This is a genomic window from Bradyrhizobium sp. 141 (assembly GCF_023074055.1).
GTDB lineage: Bacteria > Pseudomonadota > Alphaproteobacteria > Rhizobiales > Xanthobacteraceae > Bradyrhizobium.
On sequence record NZ_JADPKR010000094.1, the window covers coordinates 241,247 to 264,643 of the forward strand.

Genomic DNA, 23,397 nt, shown 5'->3' on the forward strand with positions numbered 1-23,397 from the left:
CATCTCGCCGTCGTCATGCCCGGCCTTGTGCCGGGAATCCACGTTCTTTCTTGCCGGTATCGAAGACGTGGATGGCCGGGACAAGCCCGGCCATGACGAGAGAGAAGTGTCTGCCGCGATCGAGGACTCGAGATGATCGGCAAGCTCAAGGGCCTGATCGATTCCTACGGCGAGGATTTCGTCATCCTCGACGTCGGTGGTGTCGGCTATCAGGTGCATTGCTCGGCGCGCACCTTGCAGCATCTGCCCTCGCCTGGCGAAGCGGCCGTGTTGTCGATCGAGACCTATGTTCGCGAGGACCAGATCAAGCTGTTCGGCTTCCGCACCGATCAGGAGCGCGAATGGTTTCGCCTGCTCCAGACCGTGCAGGGCGTCGGCGCCAAGGTCGCGCTCGCGGTGCTCGGCACGCTGGCGCCGTCCGATCTCGCCAACGCCATCGCGCTGCGCGACAAGGCTGCGGTGGCACGCACGCCCGGGGTCGGGCCAAAGGTTGCCGAGCGCATCGTCACCGAATTGAAGGACAAGGCGCCGGCCTTCGCCAATGTCGATCCAGCCGTCGTGCACCTCGCCGGCGCCGTCGACGACCAGCGCGCACCGCGGCCCGTTGCCGACGCCATTTCCGCACTGGTCAATCTCGGCTACGGCCAGCCGCAGGCCGCCGCGGCCATCGCATCGGCATCGCGCAGTGCGGGTGAGGGCGCCGAAACGGCGCAGCTCATTCGGTTGGGATTGAAGGAACTCGCGAAGTGACCGCGTCGATGGTCGAGCTCGTAGGGTGGGCAAAGCAAAGCGTGCCCACCATCTATCGAGCGACCGGAGACATGGTGGGCACGGCGCGAAGGGCGCCTTTGCCCACCCTACGATCTGAAGGAGCTCGCTAGGTGAGCGATCCCAAGGCCAACCGCATGGTTACGCCCGAGCGCCGCAGCGACGATGTCGGCGACACCGCGCTGCGGCCGCAATCGCTGTCCGATTTCGTCGGCCAGCAGCAGGCGCGCAAGAATCTGTCGATCTTCATCGAAGCCGCGCGCAAGCGCGGCGAGGCGCTGGATCACGTGCTGTTCGTCGGCCCGCCCGGTCTCGGCAAGACCACGCTGGCGCAGATCGTGGCCAAGGAGCTCGGCGTCGGCTTTCGCGCCACATCAGGGCCGGTGATTGCCAAGGCCGGCGATCTTGCCGCGTTGCTGACCAATCTCGAAGAACGCGACGTGCTCTTCATCGACGAGATCCATCGCCTGAGCCCGGCGGTGGAAGAGGTGCTCTATCCCGCGATGGAGGATTTTCAGCTCGACCTCATCATCGGCGAGGGCCCGGCGGCGCGCTCGGTGAAGATCGAGCTGTCGAAATTCACCCTCGTCGGCGCCACCACGCGCGCCGGCCTGCTCACCAATCCCTTGCGCGATCGCTTCGGGATTCCGGTTCGGCTGAATTTCTACACGATCGAGGAATTGGAGAGCATCGTCAGCCGCGGCGCCCGGGTGCTCAATGTCGGCATGAGCGCGGACGGCGCCAACGAGATCGCGCGCCGGGCCCGTGGCACGCCGCGCATCGCCGGCCGTCTGCTCCGCCGCGTGCGCGACTTCGCCTCGGCTGCCGATGCCGACAAGATCGACCGCAAGATCGCCGACCACGCGCTGAGCGCGCTCGAGGTCGACGCCGCAGGGCTCGACGCCATGGATCGCCGCTATCTCACGACCATCGCGATGAACTATGGCGGCGGGCCGGTCGGCGTCGAGACCATGGCCGCCGCGCTGTCCGAGCCGCGCGATGCGATCGAGGACATCATCGAGCCTTATCTGATCCAGTGCGGCTATCTCCAGCGCACCCCGCGCGGCCGCCTGCTGACCTCGCACGCCTTCCGCCATCTCGGCATCGCCGAACCCTCGCGGGATGCGGCGACACAATTCGGCTTGTTCGGCACGGACGAGAGCGACGACTGATCTGCATTCACGCAGCGCGCTCCATCTATCATGAATTTCCGGTAATCTCGTGCAGACGATCTGCACGAGCGCACCCCAATTCCGCTCCAATCGGATCGCATCGAGAAGCTGCATCAGAGGCGGGCTTCCATGATCACGCGTCGTCATCTCATCCGTTCCATCGGGGGCCTGTCCGCCCTCGGCGTCTCGACCGCCGCCTATGGCGTTGCCGTCGAGCCGGTGCTGCGGCTTCGCGTCACCCGCTATCATCCGGCGCCGCGGCAGTGGCCGGCGGATCTGCCGCTGAAGATCGCTGTCATCGCCGACATCCATGCCTGCGATCCCTGGATGCCGCTGGACCGGATCGAGGCCATCGTCGACCGCACCAATGCGCTGAATGCTGACATCATCGTGCTGCTTGGCGACTATGTCGCCGGCCTGCATCAGGTCACGCGCTTCATTCCGTCGAGCGAATGGGCCCGAGTGTTGGCCGGGCTCAAGGCGCCGCTGGGCGTCCATGCCGTCATGGGCAACCACGATTATTGGGACGACAGGACGGTGCAGCGGACCGGGCACGGGCCGACCATCGCGCATCGTGCGCTGGAAGCCGCCGGCATTCCCGTCTACGAGAACGACGTCGTACGCCTCACCAAGGACGGCCGTCCGTTCTGGCTCGCCGGCTTGGGCGATCAGCTCGCCTTCCTGCCGGCGCGCCGGTTTCGGAGTATGGTGCGGTTCGGCGCCGACGATCTCAGCGCCACGCTCGCCAAGGTCACGGACGATGCGCCGATCATCCTGCTGGCGCATGAGCCCAACATCGCGCCGCGCGTGCCCGCACGCGTCGCGCTGCAACTGTCCGGCCACACCCATGGTGGCCAGGTCCGCTTGCTGGGCTGGTCGCCAGCGGTACCGCCGCAGCATGGCATCCGGCTCGCCTATGGTCATGTCAGGCTGAAATGCGACGTCATCATCTCCGGCGGCCTTGGTTGCAGCATCATGCCGCTCCGTGTCGGCGTGCCGCCGGAGATCGTCGAGGTGACGCTGGGCAGGACGGGAGCAATTGTGTCCTAGCTGCGCTTGCGCGACCGCCAGTTTTTGCGCAAAACGGGCTGGTGACCGACAAGCGAAGAGGCACGCGACGTGACTGCCCATCTCGACGGCGAGATCCGCGACGGCCGCCACCACATGCAGGTCCGCGTCTATTACGAGGACACGGACTTCTCTGACTTGCCATTATCGTAGTATGCAAACATGCCAATTTCTTCTGCCTTGCGGCGGTTTTCGGGGAAAAGCTTCTTGCCGAAAAGGGCGGCACTGTTCAGGTATGGCGTATATTCGTAGGGCATCCGCTTGCGGCCGGGATGCACCACAATGCAGTCGATCAAATTGCGGAAGGCGACGCGGGTTTCGATCGCTTTCGGATTGATCTTCAGCGCGCTGACGAGTTTCTTCACCTCCGAACGGTAGAGTTCGCCGAACTTCGGATGGTCGAACGGGATCACATTCTCGCTGCCATTGCCCAGCAGCCGCAAGCGCGCATCCACATTCTCCCGCTCTAGATCGCACTCATCGATACGCTTAAGCAGCTCATCCGGTTTACGACGACTGTTTGCGATCGCATATGACAGGCGCTCTATCTCGGTAGTCAGTACTCGCCGTCGACGCTCCAGGTTGTCGCGTTCACTACCTTTTTTTCGGTCTTTCTTGCGTTCCTCCTGCCAAGCACCCATCGCTTCTTCAATGGCTTTTGGCGAAAGCAATTTCGCATCGATCTTGATGGAAACATCCTCAAGTAGAACGTCCATGTCAAAGCTTCGGGTGTGCTCGCAGGTGCCTCGCTGATGCGCGTTGGCGCATGCCGCACGCGGCGCGCCGTTCCGAGACGATTGTGCAATTCGCATATGGCCGTTGCAAACGCCGCAGCGGAGTACGCCGGCAAGCGGGTGCTCATTGTTACGCGGGATCAGCGGGCGACGCTGCGGTTTACCCGTTGGTCCGAACATATGGATGGCGCGCGCGCTGCGCACTTTCTGCACCGTATCCCAGAGTTCTTGCGGAATGATTCGCAGCTCGGGATTCTTGACCAAAATGTGGCGTTCTTCCGGATTGCGGCGCTTCTGCTTCTTCTGTGTCTCCGGGTTCAGAATTGTTGAGCGAACATTCCAATGAATTTCGCCGATGTACAACTCGTTGCCGAGAATTCCGCGACCATGACGACCACCAGTTATGCACTGATGATTCCAAGTGGAACGGCCAGCCTTGTTCTTGTGACGGGTGGCACCGGGCGAGTGCACGCCTTCGTGGGTAAGATCGGCGGCAATCTCTCGGGTTGAACGGCCCGAAGCATATTCTTTGAAAATGCGGAGTACGATCTTCGCTTCGTTCTTGTCGATCAAGCGCTCACCGGGCGCGCCAGGCTTCAGCCGATAACCGTACGCATACGCGCCGGGAATTTTTCCGTTGGCGACGGCGTTGTCGTGCCCGCGCCGAACTTTGTCAGCAAGCTGCGGCTTGTAGATCGTGTTGTAGAGACTCGCGATGCTGATATCGGTAGCCGTCGCGTAAATGCCTTTCTGATCCATTAGGTCAACGCCGTTGAACTCGAAGACCTGTTTTAGGCGCTGGATCGTTGCGGGATCGCGCGACAGCCGATCAAAGTGCTCAACGACGACCACGTCAAAGTCGTGATTTCGCACGCCGTTGAGAAGTCGCTGATAGCCATCACGCGCCTCTTCGGTAAGGCCAGACTTTGCGGCGTCAACGAATTCACCGATCACGTCCAGGTTGTTGCGTTCGGCGATCTTTCGGCAAAGCAATAGCTGACCGTCAATCGAGGTCGCCTTTTGCATGTCGCTGGAATAACGGGCGTATAGCACGGCCCTCTTTTTCGGTGACACTATCGTCATGCCGTTCCCTTATCTCGGTGTTCCAAATCGGCTTTTTCGTCCCGTGCAATTTGTCGTCCGATGGAGCGCGCCAACTCGAGCCAGACTTCCTCATTGTCGGGATTGTCCCAGCTCTGAGGGTGCGAAGGGGCAAGCGGTCGGATGATCGCTTTTTGTCTCGGATGCGATCGCGTCCCGTTACGCATTACACAGTAGCGCAGGCGATCGCGTCTGCAAGCATCAATGGCGTAGCGCGCGTGATTTCTCGAAGTTTTTCGGATGCCATCGCATGAACCTGGACGGAGTAGCTGAATTCTCCTCTCGACAACTTTGACAAACGTCCGCGCCAAGATAAACGCGGTCGCCGCTGCACCGCAAAGTGCGATGTCGCGCGTTTGCGTTGCGGCTGCATGTTCGTCGTAGCGATGGGAAAACGCGGCGGAAAAAATTACGAAAAAATACTTGCGCTATCGAAACGATTCCGGCCGATCACTTGGAGGGACCGATCGCCTCCGTAAACCAAGTGGGCATGCCCGCGCTATGGCTTGCGTTTGAAAGCGCGGCAGCCGCACTCCAGTCTCCTTGCAGGGATGTCTTAGGCCTGCTCGCTAGCATCTGCACCATCCTCTCGATCCCCGTGATCGCGGCAGAATCTGGGAGCCGGCGCACAGCAAGGAGGCCACCGAAACGCGATCCCGAGCGACCTAAGGAAAGACCCGTCGAATATCCTTAAGTAAGCTGCCTACCCGCGCCGATCTCTAGCTGGTTCGGCGCGAGGAACTATCTGGCGATTCTGCTGAATCCGAGTAAAACTTGACAAGCCAACCCATGGGGCGCAGTCCTCTGTCCGAGGACTGAGGACAGCGCGGAACCATGAAAAGCCAGGATATTGTCGTCCTGCTAAAGCTCGTCAGCTTGCAGGATCATGAACACGCAACCGGGACAGACGTCCACCTGGACGGTGAGGACCCGTACTCGGTGAGAGGGCTCGAAGCCTCTCTCGGAATCAGCAAAACGGAAATCGCGGCCTCGATCAATCGCAGTCTCGCATCCGGCATGGCGATCAAGGACCGCAACACCAACCGTCCAAATCCCAATCGCAGGAACCTGCGCGATTTTATTGCCCACGGGCTGAAGTTTGTTTTCCCGGCAAAACCAGGTCCGATGCAGCGCGGCGTGCCGACAGCTTTCGCCGCCCCTGTCCTAAAGGACTCGCTCCACAGCGCTGGCAGCCTGATCCACGTCTGGCCCTATGCGCGCGGCCGCGAGATGGGCGAGTCAATCGAGCCTCTGTTCAAGACCGTGCCAGAAGCCGCAGAGAAGGACGATCGCCTTTACGCCTATTTGGCTCTCGTGGACGCGATACGACTCGGTAATCAGCGCGCAGCACACCTCGCCAGCAATTTGCTTAAGGAGAGGCTAGGATGACGATTCAAAGCCGTCTCAAGGAAATGCTGAAGACAGTTGCCGTCGCGCTCGGCGATCAACTTCTTGCGCGATTGGTCTTTGTGGGCGGCTGCACAACGGCTCTCTATATAATGGATCCGGTCACGCTTGAGGGAGTAAGAGCCACAGATGATGTCGACCTGAATGTGGATCTGGCCGGCTTCCCGGAGTGGGCAAAGTTACTGGAGCAACTTCGCAAGCAGGGCTTCTCCGAGGCAGTCGACGACAATGTCATATGCCGGATGAAGCTTGGCGAGCTCAAGGTCGACTTTATGCCGGACGACGAGGAGATCCTCGGCTTCAGCAATCGTTGGTACGCAAAGGGGATCGAAACAGCCGTTGAGACGTCACCGGATGAAAACATCACGATCCGGCATCTCGCCCCGCCCATGTTCATCGCAACGAAGCTGGAGGCTTATCGCGGCAGAGGTGGCGGCGACCTTATCGGCAGCCGCGACGCTGAAGATATCCTGCTCCTCGTTGACGGGCGGCAAGAACTGGTTGACGAATCGACGTCCACGCCCTTGTGGTGCTTTGCGCAGAGCAGCATCAGGTTGTTCAGGTCTCTGGCGAGCGCTGGCGAACGAACGGGATCGCCGCGTGGCCGGTCTGCACTGTCGGCCACGATATGCGCGATGAAGCCAAACTTTCCATCCTCACGGCCGGCGATCAGGTCACCGATGAGATCCTCGTTGCATCCGCGATACTCGCAGCGTCCCCCAGCCTTGGCCCAGAGAGCGACCTGAATTTTGCTTGGGATTTGCGATTTTGCCATGGTGGAGGTCCGGTACGACTCGGTATAGTATTCACGTTTTACCCCAAAAGCTCAACCGCGCGGTTCGACAATCCCCACGCGCTTCCTGGGCTGCATCTGGAGGCCGAAGGTGGACCAGCAGAGCCGACCCGCGAGAGCGAGGAATTCCTGGAAGATCTTGCCGTAACCTCCGAACGGTATCGGTCACCGAATTTCGGGTGATCGAAGCCAATGACATTTTCGCCGCCACCGCCCAGCAGCCGCAAGCGCTCTTCAACGCTTTCCCGCTCCAGGTCGCACTCATCGATCCGCTTGAGCAACTCGTCCGGCTTCCGACGGCTATTTGCGATGGCATATGACAGGCGTTCGATCTCGGTAGTCAACACGCGGCGTCGACGCTCTAGCTTAGCGTGTTCGCTGCCCTTATTCCGATCGTTTTTGCGCTCCTCCTTCCAGGCACACATCGCCTCTTCAATGGCTTTCGGCGAAAGCAATTTCAGTTGGATTTTGTCGGAAGCATCCTCGAGCAGAACGTCCATGTCAAAGCTACGGGTGTGCTCGCAGGTGCTCCGCTGATGCGCGCTCGCGCATGCCGCGCGCGGTGCACCGTTACGCGAGGATTGAGCGATTCGCATGTGGCCATTGCAGACGCCACACCGGAGCACACCGGCAAGCGGGTGCTCATTGTTGCGCGGGATCACGACCCGACGCCGCGGGTTGCCAGTCGGTCCGAACATAGATACGGCGCGCGCGCTACGAACCTCCTGCGTTCGATTCCAGAGCACTTGTGGAACGATCCGCAGCTCTGGTTTTTTGACTACGATATGGCGCTCTTCTGGATTGCGGCGCTTCTGTTTCTTCTGGGTCTCCGGGTTGAGAATTGTCGAGCGAACGTTCCAATGTATCTCGCCGATATATAGATCGTTGCCGATAATGCCGCGACCATGCCGACCGCCTGTGATGCACTGATGATTCCAGGTGGTACGGCCAGCCTTGTTCTTGTGACGAGTTGCCCCTGGTGAGGGCACGCCGTCGCGGATGAGATCAGCGGCGATAGTTCGGGTCGAGCGGCCCGCTGCATATTCGGTGAAGATGCGGAGCGCTATCTTTGCTTCGTTCTCATCGATCACGCGTTCGCCCGGCGCGCCCGGCCTCGGTCGATAACCATAGGCGTATGAGCCAGGAATTCTTCCGTTGGCAACAGCGTTGTCATGGCCGCGCCGAACCTTTTCGGCGAGCTGCGGCTTGTAAATCGTGTTGTAGAGACTTGCGATGCTGATGTCAGTGGCGGTCGCATAGACCCCTTTCTGATCCATCAGCTCAACGCCGTTGAACTCAAAAACCTGCTTGAGACGCTGGATGGTTGCGGGATCGCGCGACAAGCGGTCGAAATGCTCAACCACGACTACGTCAAAGTCCTGGTTTCTCACACCGTTGAGCAAGCGCTGATAGCCGTCCCGCGCACCTTCGGTAAGACCAGATTTTGCGGCATCCACAAGCTCGCCGATGACATCGAGGCCGTTGCGCAATGCGACCTTCCGGCAGAGCAATAGCTGACCGTCAATCGAGGTCGCCTTTTGCATGTCGCTGGAATAACGGGCGTATAGTACGGCCGTTTTCTTCGACGCTGTCGTCATGCCGGTCCTTTATCGGCTGCCCCGAGCCGTGATTTTCATCCCGTGCGACCTGACGTCCGATAGCGCGCGCCAACTCAAACCAGATTTCCTCATTGTCCGGATTATCCCAGCTCTGAGGATGAGAGGGGGCAAGCGGTCGAATGATCGCTCGTTGTCTTCGGAGAGATCGGATGCGGGTACGCATTTGCAAACTCGCGAGCAGAAGCTAGCGTAAATTTCTGCGCTGCGCTGCAGCCAAGCCGCAGCGATTACTCGCAACGCTTCTCTCATGCTGACTTCGGCAGCGTCGAATGAAAATGAAATTCTTCAAGTGCCGCGGCGCGCGTGAGGGCATTCCTAGCGATGAGGCGCGTAGTCGAGAGCAGATACGCTAAGCAAAGCGGAGTAAAAATACTTGCGGGTGGGCGACGTAAGTCTGTGGCTGGGAGACCGGTGCCTAGCGGACCCGTTCTCGGTTCACGAGGCTTCTCGTACAGATGTGTAGTGGCTGCCGCGGAGCGCCGGCTCGTCCATCAATAAAATTTGGCCGCTGGCGGCGAATTGTCGCGCACAGCCCAGACGCGGTGGTCCGACCCCAAGGAACCGTCGCTGATTGGGTCTTTCTTATTCCGCTGGTTCGATGATCCTTGCGTCGAGCCTCCAAGAGCAAGCACTCCGTCTGCGTGAGCTCCGTAATCGGGCGTCGAAAAGCACTGTCAGAAAAACGCATACTTCTGATAGAGTCCTTCCGCTCCGATATCCAAGGAGTTCAAAACTGAACTCGCTGCCCAGGTCCCGTCCGGTGTCTGGATCCTCACGGATTTCCTCCATGTCGGCTGGCGAGACACCGTCGATGGTGCCCGTGGCCTATTTTATTAAATGTTGTCGGCTTTATGTGTCCATGTTTTGCGGGAACGGAGACCGCGACCCCAAAGCATCAGACCTCGCTTGAAAAGATCGAACAGAAGATCGAGCGGAAGAAGGATGAGGCTGTCTTCCTAGCGCGTGAGTTCACCAAGTCTCGGCGGCGAAGATCAGGCCTTGGGCGCGCTTCCTACCCTTCTGGGCAAGGGCTGTCTCGCACGGCTCGGCTACGCCCCATGGCCGTGCCAGTCCCTCGCGGCTGACGCCAGATGGCTTCGCCGGCGTGGCGCGTCAGGCGCTCGATGAGCCTGGCGTGGAACGGGAACCTACCGAAGCCGAACGTGCCTATTGATGAGGGCCTCTCGACCCAGATTCCCGTCAAACCCGGTCGTCCGTCAAAGGCCGCTTCTCGCGTAAAGCCTGATCATCATGCATGCAGGCACATACACCACGTTGTCGCGCGAGACGGCGCGGGAAGCACGAATCGGCTCAACCCCGGCGTTTGGTCCGGCCTCGTGTCTACAATCGTCTTAATGCCTGTTGCGGATTTCGTGTAGATTTTCCGGATCGAGCAGCACCGGTCTCCTTCTAGCTCCTGACGGAAAAGCGGTTGAAAGCTGTCAGGCTCTGAATGCGGAGCTCCACTTCGCGCTGATAGATCGTCCTTTGCAAGAACACGATTTCCGCGTCTCGATCGCTTTCGTCGACATCGATGTACCAAGACTTTGAGCGTCCATCGATACCGTCACTCCAGCGATATCCACGCGTCTTGAGTTCATCCTTCGGCTCGAACGGCGAATGTTCGGCCCAGATCCTAGTGGTTTTGCGCCGCGCACGTTCCAGCAGTGCGGAAAGAACGGTCCTATTGTGATCGGGGAGCTGCAAGGGTTGGATCTCGAGGAGCGCGAGGCAGTCATCGACAGCGCGATGAGCCTCATGAAACAGGCCCGCCTTCATCCGCAGATACGGCAGCCGTGAGCCTTCGAAGCCATGACTGCGCCATTCAATCTCACTGACCGAACACGCCCAAGCTTGATGCTCAAACGACGGACTGTAACGCTCCATGAACGTGCGATCGAAAGCGGCATTGTGCGCAATGACGACAACGGCATCTGCCGCGAAGGCGGCAACGCGATTCGGGTCAAGGTTGTGGCCATTGACCATCTCGTCGGTAATCCCGGTGAGAGCCGTAACCTCGGGGGGATGGCCACCGACGGCTGGTTGAAACAGCTGAATGTATCGCGGGCTCGGGTGGTCCGGCCGTCCGGTAGGTACGCGAATTTGACCATTCCAAGCTCGATGATCTGATCGCGGGTCGAATTCACGCCGATCGTCTCGACATCCAGTAGGAGAGCAGTCTTGGCTGCTTCATCGTTGCTCGCAGCGAATTCTGGCCGCGGAACGAGCCGGCGCAAGATGCGATAATCCCGTGATTGCTCGAGCGCGGCCGCCATTTCGGCCAGGTTACGGGATCGGTCATTTTCTTGGTCAACAGATGAAATCGCGTTCCGCGTGCACCTGACTGCACTCTACCGGATGCGCTCGGGCGAGGCATCGGTGCCTGTGGACAGCTATTCGCCGGTTTACGTCCGCAGCTATCGGCTGGGTGGAAATAACCGGTCGGGCGAAACGGCATCCGCGACCAGCCAGCGGGGACGCTCGAGTCCAGCACCTTGCCAACTTCACTAGAGGCTTCGCCCGCCGAAGTGTCGAACGGCGGATATTGATGGCGATCTCTATGGCACGCTCGCATCCACCCGTGCTCCTCGCATTCGCGGCTAGCGCCGACCTGCTGCAGCACCGAGATCGCCCAGCCGCGAGCGTCCGGGATCGAGGGTCCTCTCTCCGGTACAATCAGCATCGAATTCGCTCCAACGAATCCCCCAGACAGTTCCGGCGGTTAGCACAACGTGGGATTCCGGATCGTCTGGCCGAATGCGGTCACGTGCTAGGGGGGCCTCATGACCCAGCCGGGCGCGGTCCTCTGACCTCCCGCGAGATCCAAGGGCCTTCCGCGAGCACGGGAATCTGCCCGCGGAGCCGGCCGACGAGGAGCCGAAGTGCAGATCGAGCAAGTCGGCTTCGGAGCCGAAGAAGGACAGGCGTGCCGCATCGACACAGTCCAAAATGAGCGCTGAATTCAGCGATCGGGCCCGTCATATTCCGCCCAACAATCGGTCGTCTCGTACACCCTCACGCTCGAGAGTTGCGCAAGGCACGGTTTCGCGTGCTTCCAGATCCAGATGGCGATATATTCCGCCGTCGGATTTTCCAGTCCCGGGACTTTGTTCAGGCAATGGTGATCGAGCTTCTTTAGAAGAAGACCGAACGCTTCTTCCATGTTGAAGAAATCCATTACGAACCCGGTGTGCGGATCGACGGGCCCGTTCAGCACGACCTCGACCCGATAGGAATGACCGTGCATCCGATGACAGCGATGTGTCTGCGGGACGTTTGGAAGTCGGTGCGCTGCCTCGAACTTAAATACCTGGGATATCTTCATCTGATGCCGGGATGTTTGTGGGATTGCACGCTGAGTCGCCATTTCCGATGAGCAGACATTACGCGACGGCGTGCCGCATGTGGTCGACGGCGTCAAATTGTCGAGCCCCCTCTCATCGAACCGGTCCGGCAGAGCTTCCGGCTGCGGCTACACGAATTTTGAGTTCGTGTCCGCGAGTGATGCCCACGCGGCGCGATTTGCTGACGCAAATCGAGTCACCACGCCGGCCGGGACCGGCAGCCTGCCGTTCGTCTCGATCGCGATAAGGAACCCGAGATCATGGAGCGCTTGCACGAGATCGTCGCCGAACCGCAACAGTGGTTCTGGGCACGTTCATTGCCTGTGCCATGCAGGCGATGGAGCGTCTACTACAAGATCCGGTAGATGCCGAAGCCAACTTGAGGCGCTAGGGTCCGGCCGCGTTCCCCCGCCGGTCATCATCGAGGAAACAGAAATGAACGCAACCGACGGGAAGCCAACAAAGGGCAGAACGGCACAATATGACTGGCAGAACCTGGGTGGCTACCCACGAACACCTCAATCAGGATCCTCGTTGTTCTGACTTAAGAGCCGCAGAAGGCTACGATTGCCGGGAGGCGTATACCTAGGGAAAATCGACTAAGGCAAAAATCAGCTTGTGAAACGTCAAACGGATTTACGCGATCACGGCGATCGATTGGCGCAGATAAACTTATGTACCCCTGTGCAAGGAGCAGATCCGGAGAGGGTTGCGCTGAGTACGCGATCAGCGAATTTGGAAAAGCTCGCGACACGTTCATCCATGAATGAGCCGGATACGGAATTCGCGCTCGAGAGCGAGCGCAATTTGATGCCACAGAAGAAACAGCACATCGATCTATCGGACCCGAATCTCTCGAGCCTTATCCTGCGGCTCGCCATTCCATCTGTTGTTGGGTTATCGATCCATGCGTTACAGCAGGTCGTCAATGCGATCTTTGTTGGCGCACTTGGCGCGCAGGCGATCGCAGCTGTGAGCATGACCTTGCCGATCATGGTCCTGCTCGCGGCAGTCGGACAGGGGATCGGGGTTGGAACGGCGTCGTTCATATCTCGTCATCTGGGCGCTCGTGAGTACCTAGAGGCGAGTCGAGGCGCAAGTACAGCACTCGCCCTCACCGCTCCGACCGGTATCATAGTTACCGTCGCACTGCTTCCAAATCTGCCAGCGATATTCGCAAGCCTCGGAGCCACTCCAACCATCATGCCCGTGGCGCTCGACTACGCGGGAACGCTTTTGTTCGGGAACACCCTGATGCTTCTAAACATCGTCAGCGGGTTCATTGTCAGAGCCGAAGGCGATACGCGATTCAGCATGTGGGCGATGCTTACCGCGTTTCTACTAAACGCTGTGCTTGACCCCGTCTTCATATTCCTGCTTCACCTTGGTGTGCGAGGCGCAGCCATCGCAACGCTGGTATCGCAGATCGCTGCTATTGGACTCTATATCGCGTATTTTACGAAGCTTGGCGGGACAGTTCTCGTCAGGGTATCTCACATATCATTGCGAGCAGATCGGATCAGACAGCTCGCGTTGGTAGGCGCGCCGGCGACAATGACGAGTATCTTATCTGCTTTTGCCGTTATGCTGTTGTATGGAGCTGCTGCACCGTTCGGCGATGATTCCATCGCCGCAGTTGGAATAGCTGTGCGAATCTTGATGGTCGGCGCACTGCCTATCACCGGGTTCTGCATAGGCGCTCAAGCTATCCTGGGTTTCGGTTAGGGCGCACGCGACTATGTTCGTATTCTGAAGGCTGCGAAGTTCATGCTCTTCGTGACGGTCGCATTCTCCATGGTGTATTCTGCAGCCGTTGTGATTTTTGCAAGGCCTTTGGCGAGCCTATTTAGCGATAACGAGAAGGTCACGGAAATAGCCGTGTCGACCTGCATCGTGTTCCATCTCTTCTTTGGGCTGTTTGGGGTTCAGAGTTTCGTGACGGCAATGCTTCAGTCGTTTGGGAGAGCACGCCTCAGTGCAATTGTGTCCCTGGCGAGGCAGGGGTATCTCTTCATACCGGCCGTACTGTTATTCCCGATGGTTGCGGGTTTCAACGGACTGTTAGCCAGTCAAGCAATCGCTGAGCTGGGCGCCGGAATGATCGCTCTGTTCGTCATGTTCCACCAGTTCGGTGAGCTCAGACGAGCGCTCCGGCACCGTGGTTCAAGAGCAATCGGGATAGCGGGTTGACCTGAGAACGGATGTCATCGAGCCCAGAGCATTGGGCGTAAGCCTCCTGAGAAGCTCGCGGCAAGATGCGCTGCCAGTGGGCACGGATTTTGCGGGTTCGCGGGCGTGCGATCGGCGCGGTCCTTCATCCAGGCGTGCTCCTCGCACTCGCGGATCGCACCGGCTCGCCTAGCGGACGGATCGGGCAGTTCGGCGAGCGATAGCCAATGTGCTCCCGCTCGCCAGGCGGGGGGTGCCTTTTTGCGAGCGCGTTGGCGGGGCGGCAAGGGCTCTACGCGCGGTCGAAAGGCTCGGCTTTAGCAGAGTGGGTGTTTCTGCGCTTATGCGGGTTTGTCTCTCAACCCGGGTCTTTGGAGCTGACTTGAATGCCGCCGCTTTGGGTCGACACTTCGCAGGACGCTCTTGAATTTTCGCCTGCCACGATTCGCTGTTGGGCCGTCGTGGCCGCCTCGGTCAATCTCGCTTTCATCGCATTGGTCATATTTTTGGCGTGACCGCGAGACGCAATCTTGCTGATTGGACTAGTTGTCTCGCCCACACTGAAACGCGCAACACGCACTAGGGAGCTCGGTGCTCTGAAGCACAAGCATTCCAATGTTTCATATCCAGCCTCAGGAGCTATCGTGACTGTCTACACTGGGCCAGTGTTTGAGATGGCCGTAAAGCAATTCGAAGTGATCGCGAATTATCTGGGGATACCGTAAGACCCCGCCTGCTGCTGCCGAAGCGATCTGTCACGGTGTCGTGCCCAATTCACCGTGATGACGAGCACAACGGCGGTTTTTGAAGGCTATCGGGTGCAGCATCACCTTACACTTGGCCCTACAAAAGGGGGCACCAGATTCGGGCCAACCGTCGACCTTGGCGAAGTCGCAGCGCTCGCGATCTGGATGAGCTGGAAGTGTGGCCTGGTCGGATTGCCATATGGCGGCGCCAAGGGCGGAATTAACGTCGACCCTTCTAGCTTGTCGAACCGTGAGCTTCTGACTCTGTCGCGCCGGTACATGCTGGAAATGATCCCGTTTGTTGGGCCGCACACAGATGTCATAGCTCCCGATCTTGGAACAAACGAGCAGATCATGGCGTGGTTCATGGATATCTACTCGATGTATCAGGGCCAAACCGTCACCGAGATCGTGACTGGCAAACCTGTCAGCGCTGGCGGAACGCTCGGTCGCCGTGAAGCCACAGGCCGGGGTGTGGCTCATTTGGTTCGCCGCGCAGCGGACGAGCTCAAAATCCCACTCAATGGCGCAGCCGTTGTTCAAGGCTTTGGAAATGTCTGTTCGATCACCGCACTCGAGCTACACAACATGGGAGCGAAAGTGATCGCGGTCAGCGATCACACGGGCGCGCTTTATCGACCTCGGGGGCTCGATATACCACAGCTGGTCGGACATGCTGCCTCGCAAGGTAGCCTGGATGGCTACTCCAGCGAGCTTGCTCTAGATCCAGGCGAGTTGCTGACGATCCCGTGTGACGTGCTTGTTCCGGCTGCCCTGGAATGGGTCATCGACGCCGAAATAGCCAGTAGGAAGGCCATCAGGAGGAGATCTTCCTCATCCCCGATATTCTCTGCAACTCGGGCGGTGTCGTGGTCAGCTACTTTGAATGGGTGCAGGACCTCCAGCGACTGTTCTGGAAGGAGGAGGAACTCACGCGTAGGGAGTATCAACTTTTGGACCGTGCTTTCGAGCGCGTCCTGGCGCGAAGCAAACGTGAAAACCTGTTCAATCGCACGGCAGCCATGGCGATAGGTGTCGAGCGCGTTCGCGGAGTAAAAGAAACACGCGGACTGTTTCGCTAGTAATGTGATCTCGCTGAATGTCTTTGTTGTCAGTTCGATATGTCGGGCCGATGACAGACCGGACTTTCTGCACCGTAGGCCCAGGTGGGTCGCCGCCGAAGTTCACGGCGGCGGCCCCTTCTTTACTAGTGAATGAGTGCGTGCGTCTTACGAATCGCCCGTCGATCAGAATTGAACCTTGTTTTCCCCGTCACACTTCGTGAATCGTCCTACAAGGGCAAATCTTTGCGGGGCTTGTTGAAGTTGCCGATTCCAGCCTGGCGCCGCTTCCACGTTTCTATCAGCTGCTCGACAGTATCTGACTACTATTTGGCGGCGGAATCCACCGTAAACCCGCCGCCGGCGGGCCACGCCGGTAATGACTTCCACCTTCGAAAACGTCTCGGACGGTTCAAGGTACTTCTGCTAGGGAAACGCGTACGGCTTCAGGATGCTCGTCCAAGGAAGGCTGGAGTCTGGAGCTTGACTACGGTGGGGCCTTTTCAATTGACCTTGTAAGAGGCCTGAAAGAACGTACCCCAGCGCTCCATGCTAAACTTCGAAAACCCAGTCGCAGTGGTTCCCGGATAACAGCCTGTGCATATCGTTTCGCTGTCCTTTTGGGTCCACATTGCCCAATAGCGCCCGCCGACGCCGATGCTCAGATTATTGGTGATGAAGTAGGACAACACGCCTTCGACCTGTACACCCCCGCCTCCGTTCCCGCGTTGATCAGCAAAGGTAGTCGTCGGGCGCAAGAGATGGTGGTCGCGACCAGCGAAATCGGTCCAAGGCAGGTAAGCGACATCCGTGCTTAAACGCCAACGCTCGGTAAGCATGGTTTCGGCGCTCAGGCCGACGCGAGGTGCATTCCACTGCGTATCCTGGCTGCCAATAATTTGATCAGCGGACGCCCGGCATAGTTGCATGGGGTTGGCAATCTGCATGCATCCCATCGTGTCGGAGTTCTGGGCGTAATAGGTCCAGCCGATAAATCCGCCGAGCTTGTAGTTGGCGCCGCGCAAAAAATCGTAACCTACGTCGGCCGTGTAGTACGTGAACCTCCCGTTTGCCTGGCCCGATATCGTGTTGCTATATGAGCTGCGAGGGATGCCCCAATCTTCATCGTTGAACTTTCCTTTCTCGAAGCGCCCGATGCCGACGTTGCTCTTCAGGAACACTCCCCACGGGCTGTCAAGACGGCCAAATAATTCCCCGGAAAGTCCATCTAGGCCGTGGTAGGTGAGCCTTGATATAAGAATGTTAGGATCTTCAGTAGCGATCTCATCGGGAATAGCGCTGGCGTCCCATTGGAATCGTCCCCGGCTGAGCCAGAGCCGCGATCCGCCTTCGAACGACCAACCGGCCGTGTAAGCAATCGGCGGCGCGCCGGCAGGTGCTTTCGCGTACAGCGGCGCATCGGACCATTGGGCCGCCCATGGGTCCGGGCCGAAATGGTAGTTCAACCCCATCTTTCCGATGTGATAGTTGCTGGACAGGCTCGTTGTGTTCGCCGGAAGAATTGCCAACGGCGGAAGCTGCACCGTCGGAGGCGTTACGACACTTGGCCCACCGAAATGCAGATAGTCATACTCTACTTTGACCGACCATGCAGGCGTAAGCGCTTGCTCGATGCCCAGCCCGATGATGCCACCGACCTGACCATAGTCGAAATGAGTGTTCTCCTGTGGCTGCAGGCCATTATATTCGTTGTTATTGAGCACGTTGCCCTGATTGTATTGCCAAGCCACGCCTCCCTTGAGATAGGCCAGCGTATGGCCGAGAGCGCCGAACGCGTAACCGACGCGGCCGGTCCCGGTGGCAAAGAGGTTTGGACCTGCCGTGCAGTTTGCGCTCACAACAAAGCCCGAGGCGGCCAGGCAAGTATTTGTGCCATCGGAGACAGCACGGCTGGCATCTAGTTCGACGCCAAACACCCAGCCGTTCTTCTGCCAATTGTAGCCGATCTGGCCTCCTGCGAGGAACACTGGGGTATCGACGCCGCCGCCATAGATTGACGGACCGTAGGGATTGCTGAAGGAGGTTCGGCCGTACCCACCGCCGACGTGCCCGCCAATATAGCCTCCGGACCAGCTCCACACCGCGGGTGGCAGTTTCACTTCCGGCTCAAGGTTCGCCGCATTGGCTGCACCGCTTGCGATGAGCGCAATTGTTGTGGCTCCCGAAAGAAGAACTCCAGATCGCATCCAATACTTCCCTGCATTTTCTCGGTCCACAACCGAGCGCCCTTAAGTTATCGCCGCAGCAAGCCGTCGGGGCGGACCAGACGCTAACGGCGATGCGCGCCGAGTCCGTCCCGAAGACCATCGCACTGCGATTGGTGATGATGACGTGAACAACGCAAACCTCGTGCCGAAGAGAGTTCGAGGCTCTGCAGGCACTCCGTAAGGTGTGTAGCGTCAAGTTGCTGACATTTGTCTCAAGACTGACAGTCTGCGCTGCTATCGTCCGACAGGACGTTGCGCTTCGAACAGTTGTCCCATCGCCCCTCAATACGCGGGACGCGCGTTAATGTAGGGCATTCAACTCCGCATCGTTCAGCGCGGTGATCGAGGAAGCGCTGCTTGGCGTCATGGGGCGATCGCCGCTGCAATCGCGGCCGCCAAGAGAGCTAAGGAACGGCGGGATCAGGTGCGTGATGCTCTCCGCCGACATCATCCAGCCGTGCGCCAACTGGTGCTGATCGCCAGCGACGATCTCATTGCCGGCTTCCTCAATCGCCATGGCCTCAAGACCGGCAACGGCAATCGCGTACCCGCGAGCGCGTCACATCAATGCGCTCGAACTACCACATCCCGGTGTTTAAGCCTGCCGATGGCGGAGTAGTGTGGTCCCCGCCGGGCCGTGTCCCCGTTGGTCTGCTTCACCGGCAGATCGAGATTGTACTCGTGGAGCCAGCAGAGCGCCTGTCGCGCGCCGCCCAGTTCCTCGACCTTGTCGAACACCAGCCTGATCGCTTCCTGGACACGCCGATCCGGATCTTTCTCATAACGGTCGCCGGCCTTCACGAAGCCGACCGGCGCCGCCACAACCAACTCGCCCCGGCGCGCCTTCTCGTAGCGGGCCGAGAGCGAGCGCTGGCGCAACAGATCCAACTCGTACTCGTTGAGGCTGCCCTTGAGCCCGAGCAGCAGGCGGTCGTTGCCGTGCCTTGGCGCATAGATCGTCTCCTGATCGACCAGGACGGTATCGACCACGCGACACATCTCGATGAGTTGCTGCCAATCCCGGCTGTTGCGAGCGAAGCGAGAGACCTCGCGGGCGCAAACCGCCCCAACCTTACCGAGGCAAACCTCCGCTACCATTCGCTCGAAACCGGCGCGTTGTACGCCGCCGGCGGCTGAACGACCGAGATCATCATCGATCACTTCGATCTCTGACTAAGCTGGGTGATGACGGACTGAGATAGGCGGCGTATCGAGGCGGGTGTCGAGCCTGCCAGAACCTCTCAAGGAGAGCGATACGCCATGAACGAGAGCAGTACCCACTTTTCTTGGATCGTGAGTCGTGATTCAAGATATGGATGATCCCCGAAGCAAAAGAAGTCCACCTTTCGCGGAAAGATCGCAAGGTGCTTGAGGCGTGTTGTCGCTCGCCAATGACGTTGCAGCGCGATTTGAAGCGAGCGCGGATCGTTCTGTTGGCGGCGGATGGGCGCAGCACCCGGTCGATCGCCAAAGAAGTCGGAGTCCAGCCGCGGATTGTCAGCCTTTGGCGGCACCGCTATGCCGATCATGGCCTTGAAGGGCTGCAAGACAAGCCGCGGCCCGGCAAGCAGCCGATCTATACGAAGGTCACCGACAAGCGGATTCTGAAGCTGCTGGATAAGCCGGCCCCGCAAGGGTTTGCACGCTGGACAGGCCCTCTGCTGGCCGAGGCGCTGGGCGATGTTGACGTCCAATATGTTTGGCGGTTCCTGCGCAGCCACAAGATTGACCTCGCGGCTCGCAAGTCCTGGTGTGAGAGCACCGACCCGAAACTTCACGGCACCGCTCGTGCCCCCACTATTTGATTGTTTGCGTTGAAGGTCTTACTGCGCTTCTCTGTAGCGCCATGTCCACGAAATCCCGCGGTTTCTGTTCGGCACTCAAATCAGAATGTCGGCCGAGCGTGCAATGGAGGCGCGCAAGCAAGTCGACAAGCTGGCTTGTGAGGCGTGGAAGGGACCGACCCCGCCGTCACCTACGATCGGCGACGCGATCAATGCCGGTTATTTTTACTTGGAAGTTCGGTGCCTGGGGTGCGACACCAATCAGACCGTGGCGCTCGACATCATCAGGCGTGGGAAGACCACGCCGGTGCATGAGCTAGATGTGGTCTTTCAGGAGGTTGTCCATCTGGTCCGAACCGAGGAAGCTGAGGTTGCGAAGCTTCAGTGTTCCACGGAAAGACCAGATGAACAGCCAAAAGAATGCTCCCCTGACGCCGAAAGGTCGAGAGGCCATGGTGCGGTGTGTGGAAGCGGGACTGAGCAATGCACGCCGCCGCGCGCCAGTTCAACACCACGCCGAAGATGGTGGCCAAATGGGTCGAACGGCCGCACAATCTGCGCAACGTTCTGGCTGCGCTTGCATCGATGTCCGCGCGCCGCAGCTTGGCCCTCAGCATATGCCGGCTCCAGAACACCAGCACATATATCGAGCAGCGTAATAGCCTTTGAAGAAGCCTCCCTCCTGATGCCCGTGTACAGGTGGGTGGCGTCGAGATCGAGGATGATCTGCGGCGGGATCACTTGGGCGACTCCAGGAACAGCTTCAGGGGCCTCCCACCACTCCAGACTGATCTGCACTACGCTCTGTCGTTATCAGGGCATTCCTTGAACCACCACAAAATTCTTGCCGCAAAAGAACGCCTCGCCGAATCGCGCCCCGATGCGCCTCAACAATGTGAGAAATGCACGCTGCGCTCAGGAGAGGCCCTTGCGGCACCCGCTGAGCTGTGCGTCATAAACGGAACGCTGCCATTGTAGCTCAGCGCTCGCTTGCAGGCAGCAGACCGATCAGCGCTTTAGCCTCGGACTTCAGAACTACAATCGCAGCCTTCCGAGCATCTGCATCAAAGCGAGTCCGAATGGCGGAGACCGAGAGGGCGCCGCGCAATTGGCCATGAACGTCGATCACAGGCACAGCTGCGGCCGCGACCTCAGGATCCCGCTCGCCGATCGAGACGTAGAAGCCACGATCTCTGACCTTCTTTCCATCGGCTGATGCAGAATCGCGATAGGCGGTAAGAACACGGCCGGCAGCGCCGCGGTCAATCGGCAATCGCTGACCCTCTTCGAGGTGATGCCGGACCGAACGCGGAGAATTGACGCGATAAAGGCAGATGCGCTCGTCGCCCTCCGCGATGTAGAAGGATGCGGTCTCTCCGGTTGCCTCGACCAGACGATGGAGCGAGGGTCTGATCAGGTCACCGAGGTCGAGCCCGCGCTGATAGAGCGCCCCAAGGCGCCATAGCTCCGGTCCGGGTCGAAATAGCCGGTCCGTACCCCGCACCAGGAAGCCATCCGCCTCCAGAGATGCGGCAAGGCGAAGGACTGTGCTCTTGTAGAGGTCAGTCGCATCCGCAATCTCCGTCAGCGTCATCGCGGCGCGCTCCGGGTCGAACGCCTTAAGGATTGCCAGTGCCCGCGCGACCGCATCAACCCCTTTTCTTACCATCGATACCTCTGGTTCTGCTGTACAGAACCAATAGTCAGAATGACGACAAGAGTCCAGCCAGCTAGCAAGAGCGCCATTCTGCACATCAGAATACGATTGACTCCTTGTGAGACGCGAGCTACTCGGTTCCAGACGCCAGAACAAGTTCTATGGAGCGAAACAATGGGGCGGCCGGGACTTGCCGTGGACTTGCGCGACGTGATGATTCGCTTCGGCGACTTCACGGCCGTCAAAAGCATGAACCTCCAGGTGGCCGAGACTGAATTCGTTGCAGTGGTCGGGCCGACCGGCTGCGGAAAATCGACCATTCTCAACACTGTCACCGGACTGCTGAAGCCCGCCGCCGGCGACGTTCGCATTTTCGGCCAGTCTCTTACGGGTCTGAACGGTCAGTCCGGCTACATGCTTCAACAGGAAGGGCTGCTGCCCTGGAAGACCGCCCAGGACAATGTCGGCCTCGGGCTCGTCTTTCAGGGCAGCTCGATCGCGAAAGCGCGCGAGCAGGCACGGCCCTGGCTCGCCAAGGTCGGATTGAAGGGATTCGAGGAGCGCTATCCGCATCAATTGTCCGGCGGCCAGCGCAAGCGCGTTGCGATGGCACAAACCCTGATCATGGAGCCCAAAATCGTTCTCATGGATGAGCCGTTCTCCGCGCTGGACGTTCATACACGCCGACTCATGCACCGCATCCTGCTCGACCTCTGGCAGGCGGACCGGCGCTCGCTCATCTTCATCACCCATGATCTCGATGAGGCGATCACGCTGGCGGACCGCGTCGTTGTGATGTCTGCCGGTCCCGCCAGCCGCATGGTTGCCGACGTCAGGATCACGCTGCCTCGTCCGCGCGATGTTTCTGCGCTGCAGACCACCGACGAATTCGTCGCGCTCTATCGTGAAATCTGGTCGCTGCTCGGCGCCGAAGTGGAGAAAAGCTATGTCACGCAGGGGTAGGGTCGCTCTCACGCAGTTCGCCATCCTCCTTGGCCTGATCCTGATCTGGGAATTGGGCGTGTGGGCCGGACTGATCGATCCCTTCTTCTTTCCGGCACCGTCGACACTTGTCGTAAGGATCGGGGAGTGGATGTCGACGGCGGACTTTTGGACCGATATTGGCATAACATTGCTGGAGACGGTCCTGTCGTTCCTGGCTGGCATCGGGATCGGCACAGCACTTGGTATCTGGCTGGGCTTAAGCCCGTTTGCTGCCGAAGTCGTTCAGCCCTTTATCAAGATGTTCAATGCAATCCCGCGGATCTTGCTTGGACCCATTTTCGTCATCTGGTTCGGATTGGGCCTCACCTCCAAGGTTGCGCTCGGCGTCACGCTGGTTCTATTCGTCGCATTCTTCAACACCTTCCAGGGCGTCCGCGAGGTCAATCCGGTCGTGCTGGCGAATGCCCGCCTGCTGCGTGCATCGAAGTCGTCCCTGCTACGGCACGTCTACCTGCCGTCCGCCACGACCTGGATTCTGTCGAGCCTGCGGGTGTCCGTCGGCATGGCCGTGATGGGAGCCGTGGTCGCCGAATATCTCGGCTCGTCCGCAGGATTGGGGCACTTAATTGCGCAGGCCGAAGGCGTCCTCGATGCGACCGGAGTGTTCGCAGGAATTATCGTTCTCTCCGCCTTCGTCGTTGTCCTCGATGCCATCGTCGACTGCGCGGAAAAGCGGCTCCTGGTCTGGCGGCCGGCGCCTGCGCACGAAAGCTGATCGTACGCTCTCCCATCAATCATGGA

At 59.3% G+C, this 23,397-nt stretch carries 17 protein-coding genes and 5 pseudogenes; 14 read left to right on the forward strand and 8 right to left on the reverse strand.

Translation table 11 applies throughout. From position 1 onward, the window contains the following. Positions 1-132 precede the first annotated feature (132 nt). The 4 genes and pseudogenes from ruvA to IVA81_RS28605 form a co-directional block, all read left to right on the forward strand. Positions 133-750 carry a Holliday junction branch migration protein RuvA gene (gene ruvA, locus IVA81_RS28590; RefSeq protein WP_247324174.1) on the forward strand — a complete coding sequence of 206 codons (618 nt, stop codon included), beginning with the start codon at positions 133-135 and terminating at the stop codon, positions 748-750. 155 nt (positions 751-905) lie between these two features. Further along, positions 906-1,940, forward strand: a complete 1,035-nt coding sequence (gene ruvB / locus IVA81_RS28595; RefSeq protein WP_247324345.1) for a Holliday junction branch migration DNA helicase RuvB — start codon at positions 906-908, stop codon at positions 1,938-1,940. Positions 1,941-2,069: 129 nt separating this feature from the next. Then, a complete protein-coding gene (locus IVA81_RS28600) occupies positions 2,070-2,990 on the forward strand; it encodes a metallophosphoesterase (RefSeq protein ID WP_247324176.1) in 921 nt (306 codons plus the stop codon). A 69-nt stretch (positions 2,991-3,059) separates the two neighbouring features. Continuing rightward, positions 3,060-3,149, forward strand: a pseudogene (locus tag IVA81_RS28605) (acyl-CoA thioester hydrolase); the annotation flags it as partial. Here IVA81_RS28605 and IVA81_RS28610 read toward each other — a convergent pair. Continuing rightward, positions 3,122-4,825, reverse strand: a complete 1,704-nt coding sequence (locus tag IVA81_RS28610; protein WP_247324180.1) for a recombinase family protein — start codon at positions 4,823-4,825, stop codon at positions 3,122-3,124. The pseudogene IVA81_RS28605 and the gene IVA81_RS28610 sit on opposite strands and share 28 nt — an antisense overlap. 852 nt (positions 4,826-5,677) lie before the next feature. Here IVA81_RS28610 and IVA81_RS28615 point away from each other — a divergent pair. Then, positions 5,678-6,232, forward strand: a complete 555-nt coding sequence (locus tag IVA81_RS28615) for a hypothetical protein (protein ID WP_247324181.1) — start codon at positions 5,678-5,680, stop codon at positions 6,230-6,232. After that, a complete protein-coding gene (locus IVA81_RS28620) occupies positions 6,229-6,996 on the forward strand; it encodes a hypothetical protein (RefSeq protein ID WP_247324182.1) in 768 nt (255 codons plus the stop codon). Before IVA81_RS28615 ends, IVA81_RS28620 begins: the two co-directional genes overlap by 4 nt. A 67-nt stretch (positions 6,997-7,063) precedes the next feature. Here the strand turns inward: IVA81_RS28620 and IVA81_RS28625 are convergent, their stop codons facing one another. From IVA81_RS28625 to queD, 3 genes are all read right to left on the reverse strand, one after another. Further along, on the reverse strand, positions 7,064-8,641 hold the full coding sequence (locus IVA81_RS28625) for a recombinase family protein (RefSeq protein ID WP_247324184.1): 1,578 nt from the start codon (positions 8,639-8,641) through the stop codon (positions 7,064-7,066). Between the two features lie 1,431 nt (positions 8,642-10,072). Beyond that, positions 10,073-10,765: a 3'-5' exonuclease gene (locus tag IVA81_RS28630; RefSeq protein ID WP_346659423.1), complete on the reverse strand. Its 693-nt coding sequence runs from the start codon at positions 10,763-10,765 to the stop codon at positions 10,073-10,075. Between the two features lie 859 nt (positions 10,766-11,624). Beyond that, complete coding sequence (gene queD, locus IVA81_RS28635; protein ID WP_247324346.1) at positions 11,625-11,987, reverse strand: 6-carboxytetrahydropterin synthase QueD; 363 nt, start codon at positions 11,985-11,987, stop codon at positions 11,625-11,627. Between the two features lie 754 nt (positions 11,988-12,741). On the opposite strand from queD, the gene IVA81_RS28640 reads away from it, so the two are divergent. The 3 genes and pseudogenes from IVA81_RS28640 (at position 12,742) to IVA81_RS28650 (ending at position 16,003) form a co-directional block, all read left to right on the forward strand. Next, positions 12,742-13,731: an MATE family efflux transporter gene (locus tag IVA81_RS28640; RefSeq protein ID WP_247324186.1), complete on the forward strand. Its 990-nt coding sequence runs from the start codon at positions 12,742-12,744 to the stop codon at positions 13,729-13,731. Between the two features lie 12 nt (positions 13,732-13,743). Next, positions 13,744-14,196 (forward strand): annotated as a pseudogene (locus tag IVA81_RS28645) (MATE family efflux transporter); the annotation flags it as partial. Positions 14,197-14,819: 623 nt separating this feature from the next. Continuing rightward, positions 14,820-16,003: pseudogene (locus tag IVA81_RS28650) on the forward strand (Glu/Leu/Phe/Val dehydrogenase). A gap of 482 nt (positions 16,004-16,485) precedes the next feature. Here the strand turns inward: IVA81_RS28650 and IVA81_RS28655 are convergent. The 3 genes from IVA81_RS28655 to IVA81_RS28665 all read right to left on the reverse strand — a co-directional run bounded on the left by IVA81_RS28655 (position 16,486) and on the right by IVA81_RS28665 (position 19,371). Further along, the gene (locus IVA81_RS28655) at positions 16,486-18,189 is read right to left on the reverse strand and encodes an outer membrane beta-barrel protein (protein ID WP_247324188.1); all 1,704 of its coding nucleotides are present in this window, start codon (positions 18,187-18,189) and stop codon (positions 16,486-16,488) included. Between the two features lie 322 nt (positions 18,190-18,511). Next, the gene (locus IVA81_RS28660; protein ID WP_247324189.1) at positions 18,512-18,727 is read right to left on the reverse strand and encodes a hypothetical protein; all 216 of its coding nucleotides are present in this window, start codon (positions 18,725-18,727) and stop codon (positions 18,512-18,514) included. A 47-nt stretch (positions 18,728-18,774) separates the two neighbouring features. After that, on the reverse strand, positions 18,775-19,371 hold the full coding sequence (locus IVA81_RS28665) for a recombinase family protein (protein ID WP_247324190.1): 597 nt from the start codon (positions 19,369-19,371) through the stop codon (positions 18,775-18,777). A gap of 155 nt (positions 19,372-19,526) precedes the next feature. Here IVA81_RS28665 and IVA81_RS28670 point away from each other — a divergent pair. The 3 genes and pseudogenes from IVA81_RS28670 to IVA81_RS28680 form a co-directional block, all read left to right on the forward strand. After that, positions 19,527-20,003: pseudogene (locus tag IVA81_RS28670) on the forward strand (helix-turn-helix domain-containing protein); the annotation flags it as partial. A gap of 53 nt (positions 20,004-20,056) precedes the next feature. Beyond that, a pseudogene (locus tag IVA81_RS28675) lies at positions 20,057-20,316 on the forward strand (hypothetical protein); the annotation flags it as partial. A 161-nt stretch (positions 20,317-20,477) separates the two neighbouring features. Continuing rightward, positions 20,478-20,663, forward strand: coding sequence for a hypothetical protein (locus tag IVA81_RS28680; protein WP_247324366.1), 186 nt, complete (start codon positions 20,478-20,480; stop codon positions 20,661-20,663). A 310-nt stretch (positions 20,664-20,973) separates the two neighbouring features. Here IVA81_RS28680 and IVA81_RS28685 read toward each other — a convergent pair whose 3' ends face one another. Continuing rightward, entirely contained in the window at positions 20,974-21,807 is an 834-nt protein-coding gene (locus tag IVA81_RS28685; RefSeq protein ID WP_247324191.1) for an IclR family transcriptional regulator, read from the reverse strand. Positions 21,808-21,825: 18 nt separating this feature from the next. Between IVA81_RS28685 and IVA81_RS28690 the strand changes: the two genes are divergently transcribed. After that, positions 21,826-22,614: an ABC transporter ATP-binding protein gene (locus tag IVA81_RS28690; protein WP_247324192.1), complete on the forward strand. Its 789-nt coding sequence runs from the start codon at positions 21,826-21,828 to the stop codon at positions 22,612-22,614. Further along, entirely contained in the window at positions 22,598-23,371 is a 774-nt protein-coding gene (locus IVA81_RS28695) for an ABC transporter permease (RefSeq protein WP_247324200.1), read from the forward strand. The genes IVA81_RS28690 and IVA81_RS28695 overlap by 17 nt, the downstream gene beginning before the upstream one ends. Positions 23,372-23,397 lie beyond the last annotated feature (26 nt).

Excerpts from the sequence above, each read along its gene's own strand:
- IVA81_RS28655 (WP_247324188.1), bottom strand. The coding sequence starts at position 18,189 with ATGCGATCTGGAGTTCTTCTTTCGGGAGCCACAACAATTGCGCTCATC.
- ruvB (WP_247324345.1), top strand. The coding sequence starts at position 906 with ATGGTTACGCCCGAGCGCCGCAGCGACGATGTCGGCGACACCGCGCTG.
- IVA81_RS28680 (WP_247324366.1), top strand. The coding sequence starts at position 20,478 with ATGCACGCCGCCGCGCGCCAGTTCAACACCACGCCGAAGATGGTGGCC.
- IVA81_RS28625 (WP_247324184.1), bottom strand. The coding sequence starts at position 8,641 with ATGACGACAGCGTCGAAGAAAACGGCCGTACTATACGCCCGTTATTCC.
- queD (WP_247324346.1), bottom strand. The coding sequence starts at position 11,987 with ATGAAGATATCCCAGGTATTTAAGTTCGAGGCAGCGCACCGACTTCCA.
- IVA81_RS28695 (WP_247324200.1), top strand. The coding sequence starts at position 22,598 with ATGTCACGCAGGGGTAGGGTCGCTCTCACGCAGTTCGCCATCCTCCTT.
- IVA81_RS28690 (WP_247324192.1), top strand. The coding sequence starts at position 21,826 with ATGGGGCGGCCGGGACTTGCCGTGGACTTGCGCGACGTGATGATTCGC.
- IVA81_RS28660 (WP_247324189.1), bottom strand. The coding sequence starts at position 18,727 with ATGGCGATTGAGGAAGCCGGCAATGAGATCGTCGCTGGCGATCAGCAC.
- IVA81_RS28620 (WP_247324182.1), top strand. The coding sequence starts at position 6,229 with ATGACGATTCAAAGCCGTCTCAAGGAAATGCTGAAGACAGTTGCCGTC.
- IVA81_RS28610 (WP_247324180.1), bottom strand. The coding sequence starts at position 4,825 with ATGACGATAGTGTCACCGAAAAAGAGGGCCGTGCTATACGCCCGTTAT.
- IVA81_RS28600 (WP_247324176.1), top strand. The coding sequence starts at position 2,070 with ATGATCACGCGTCGTCATCTCATCCGTTCCATCGGGGGCCTGTCCGCC.
- IVA81_RS28615 (WP_247324181.1), top strand. The coding sequence starts at position 5,678 with ATGAAAAGCCAGGATATTGTCGTCCTGCTAAAGCTCGTCAGCTTGCAG.
- ruvA (WP_247324174.1), top strand. The coding sequence starts at position 133 with ATGATCGGCAAGCTCAAGGGCCTGATCGATTCCTACGGCGAGGATTTC.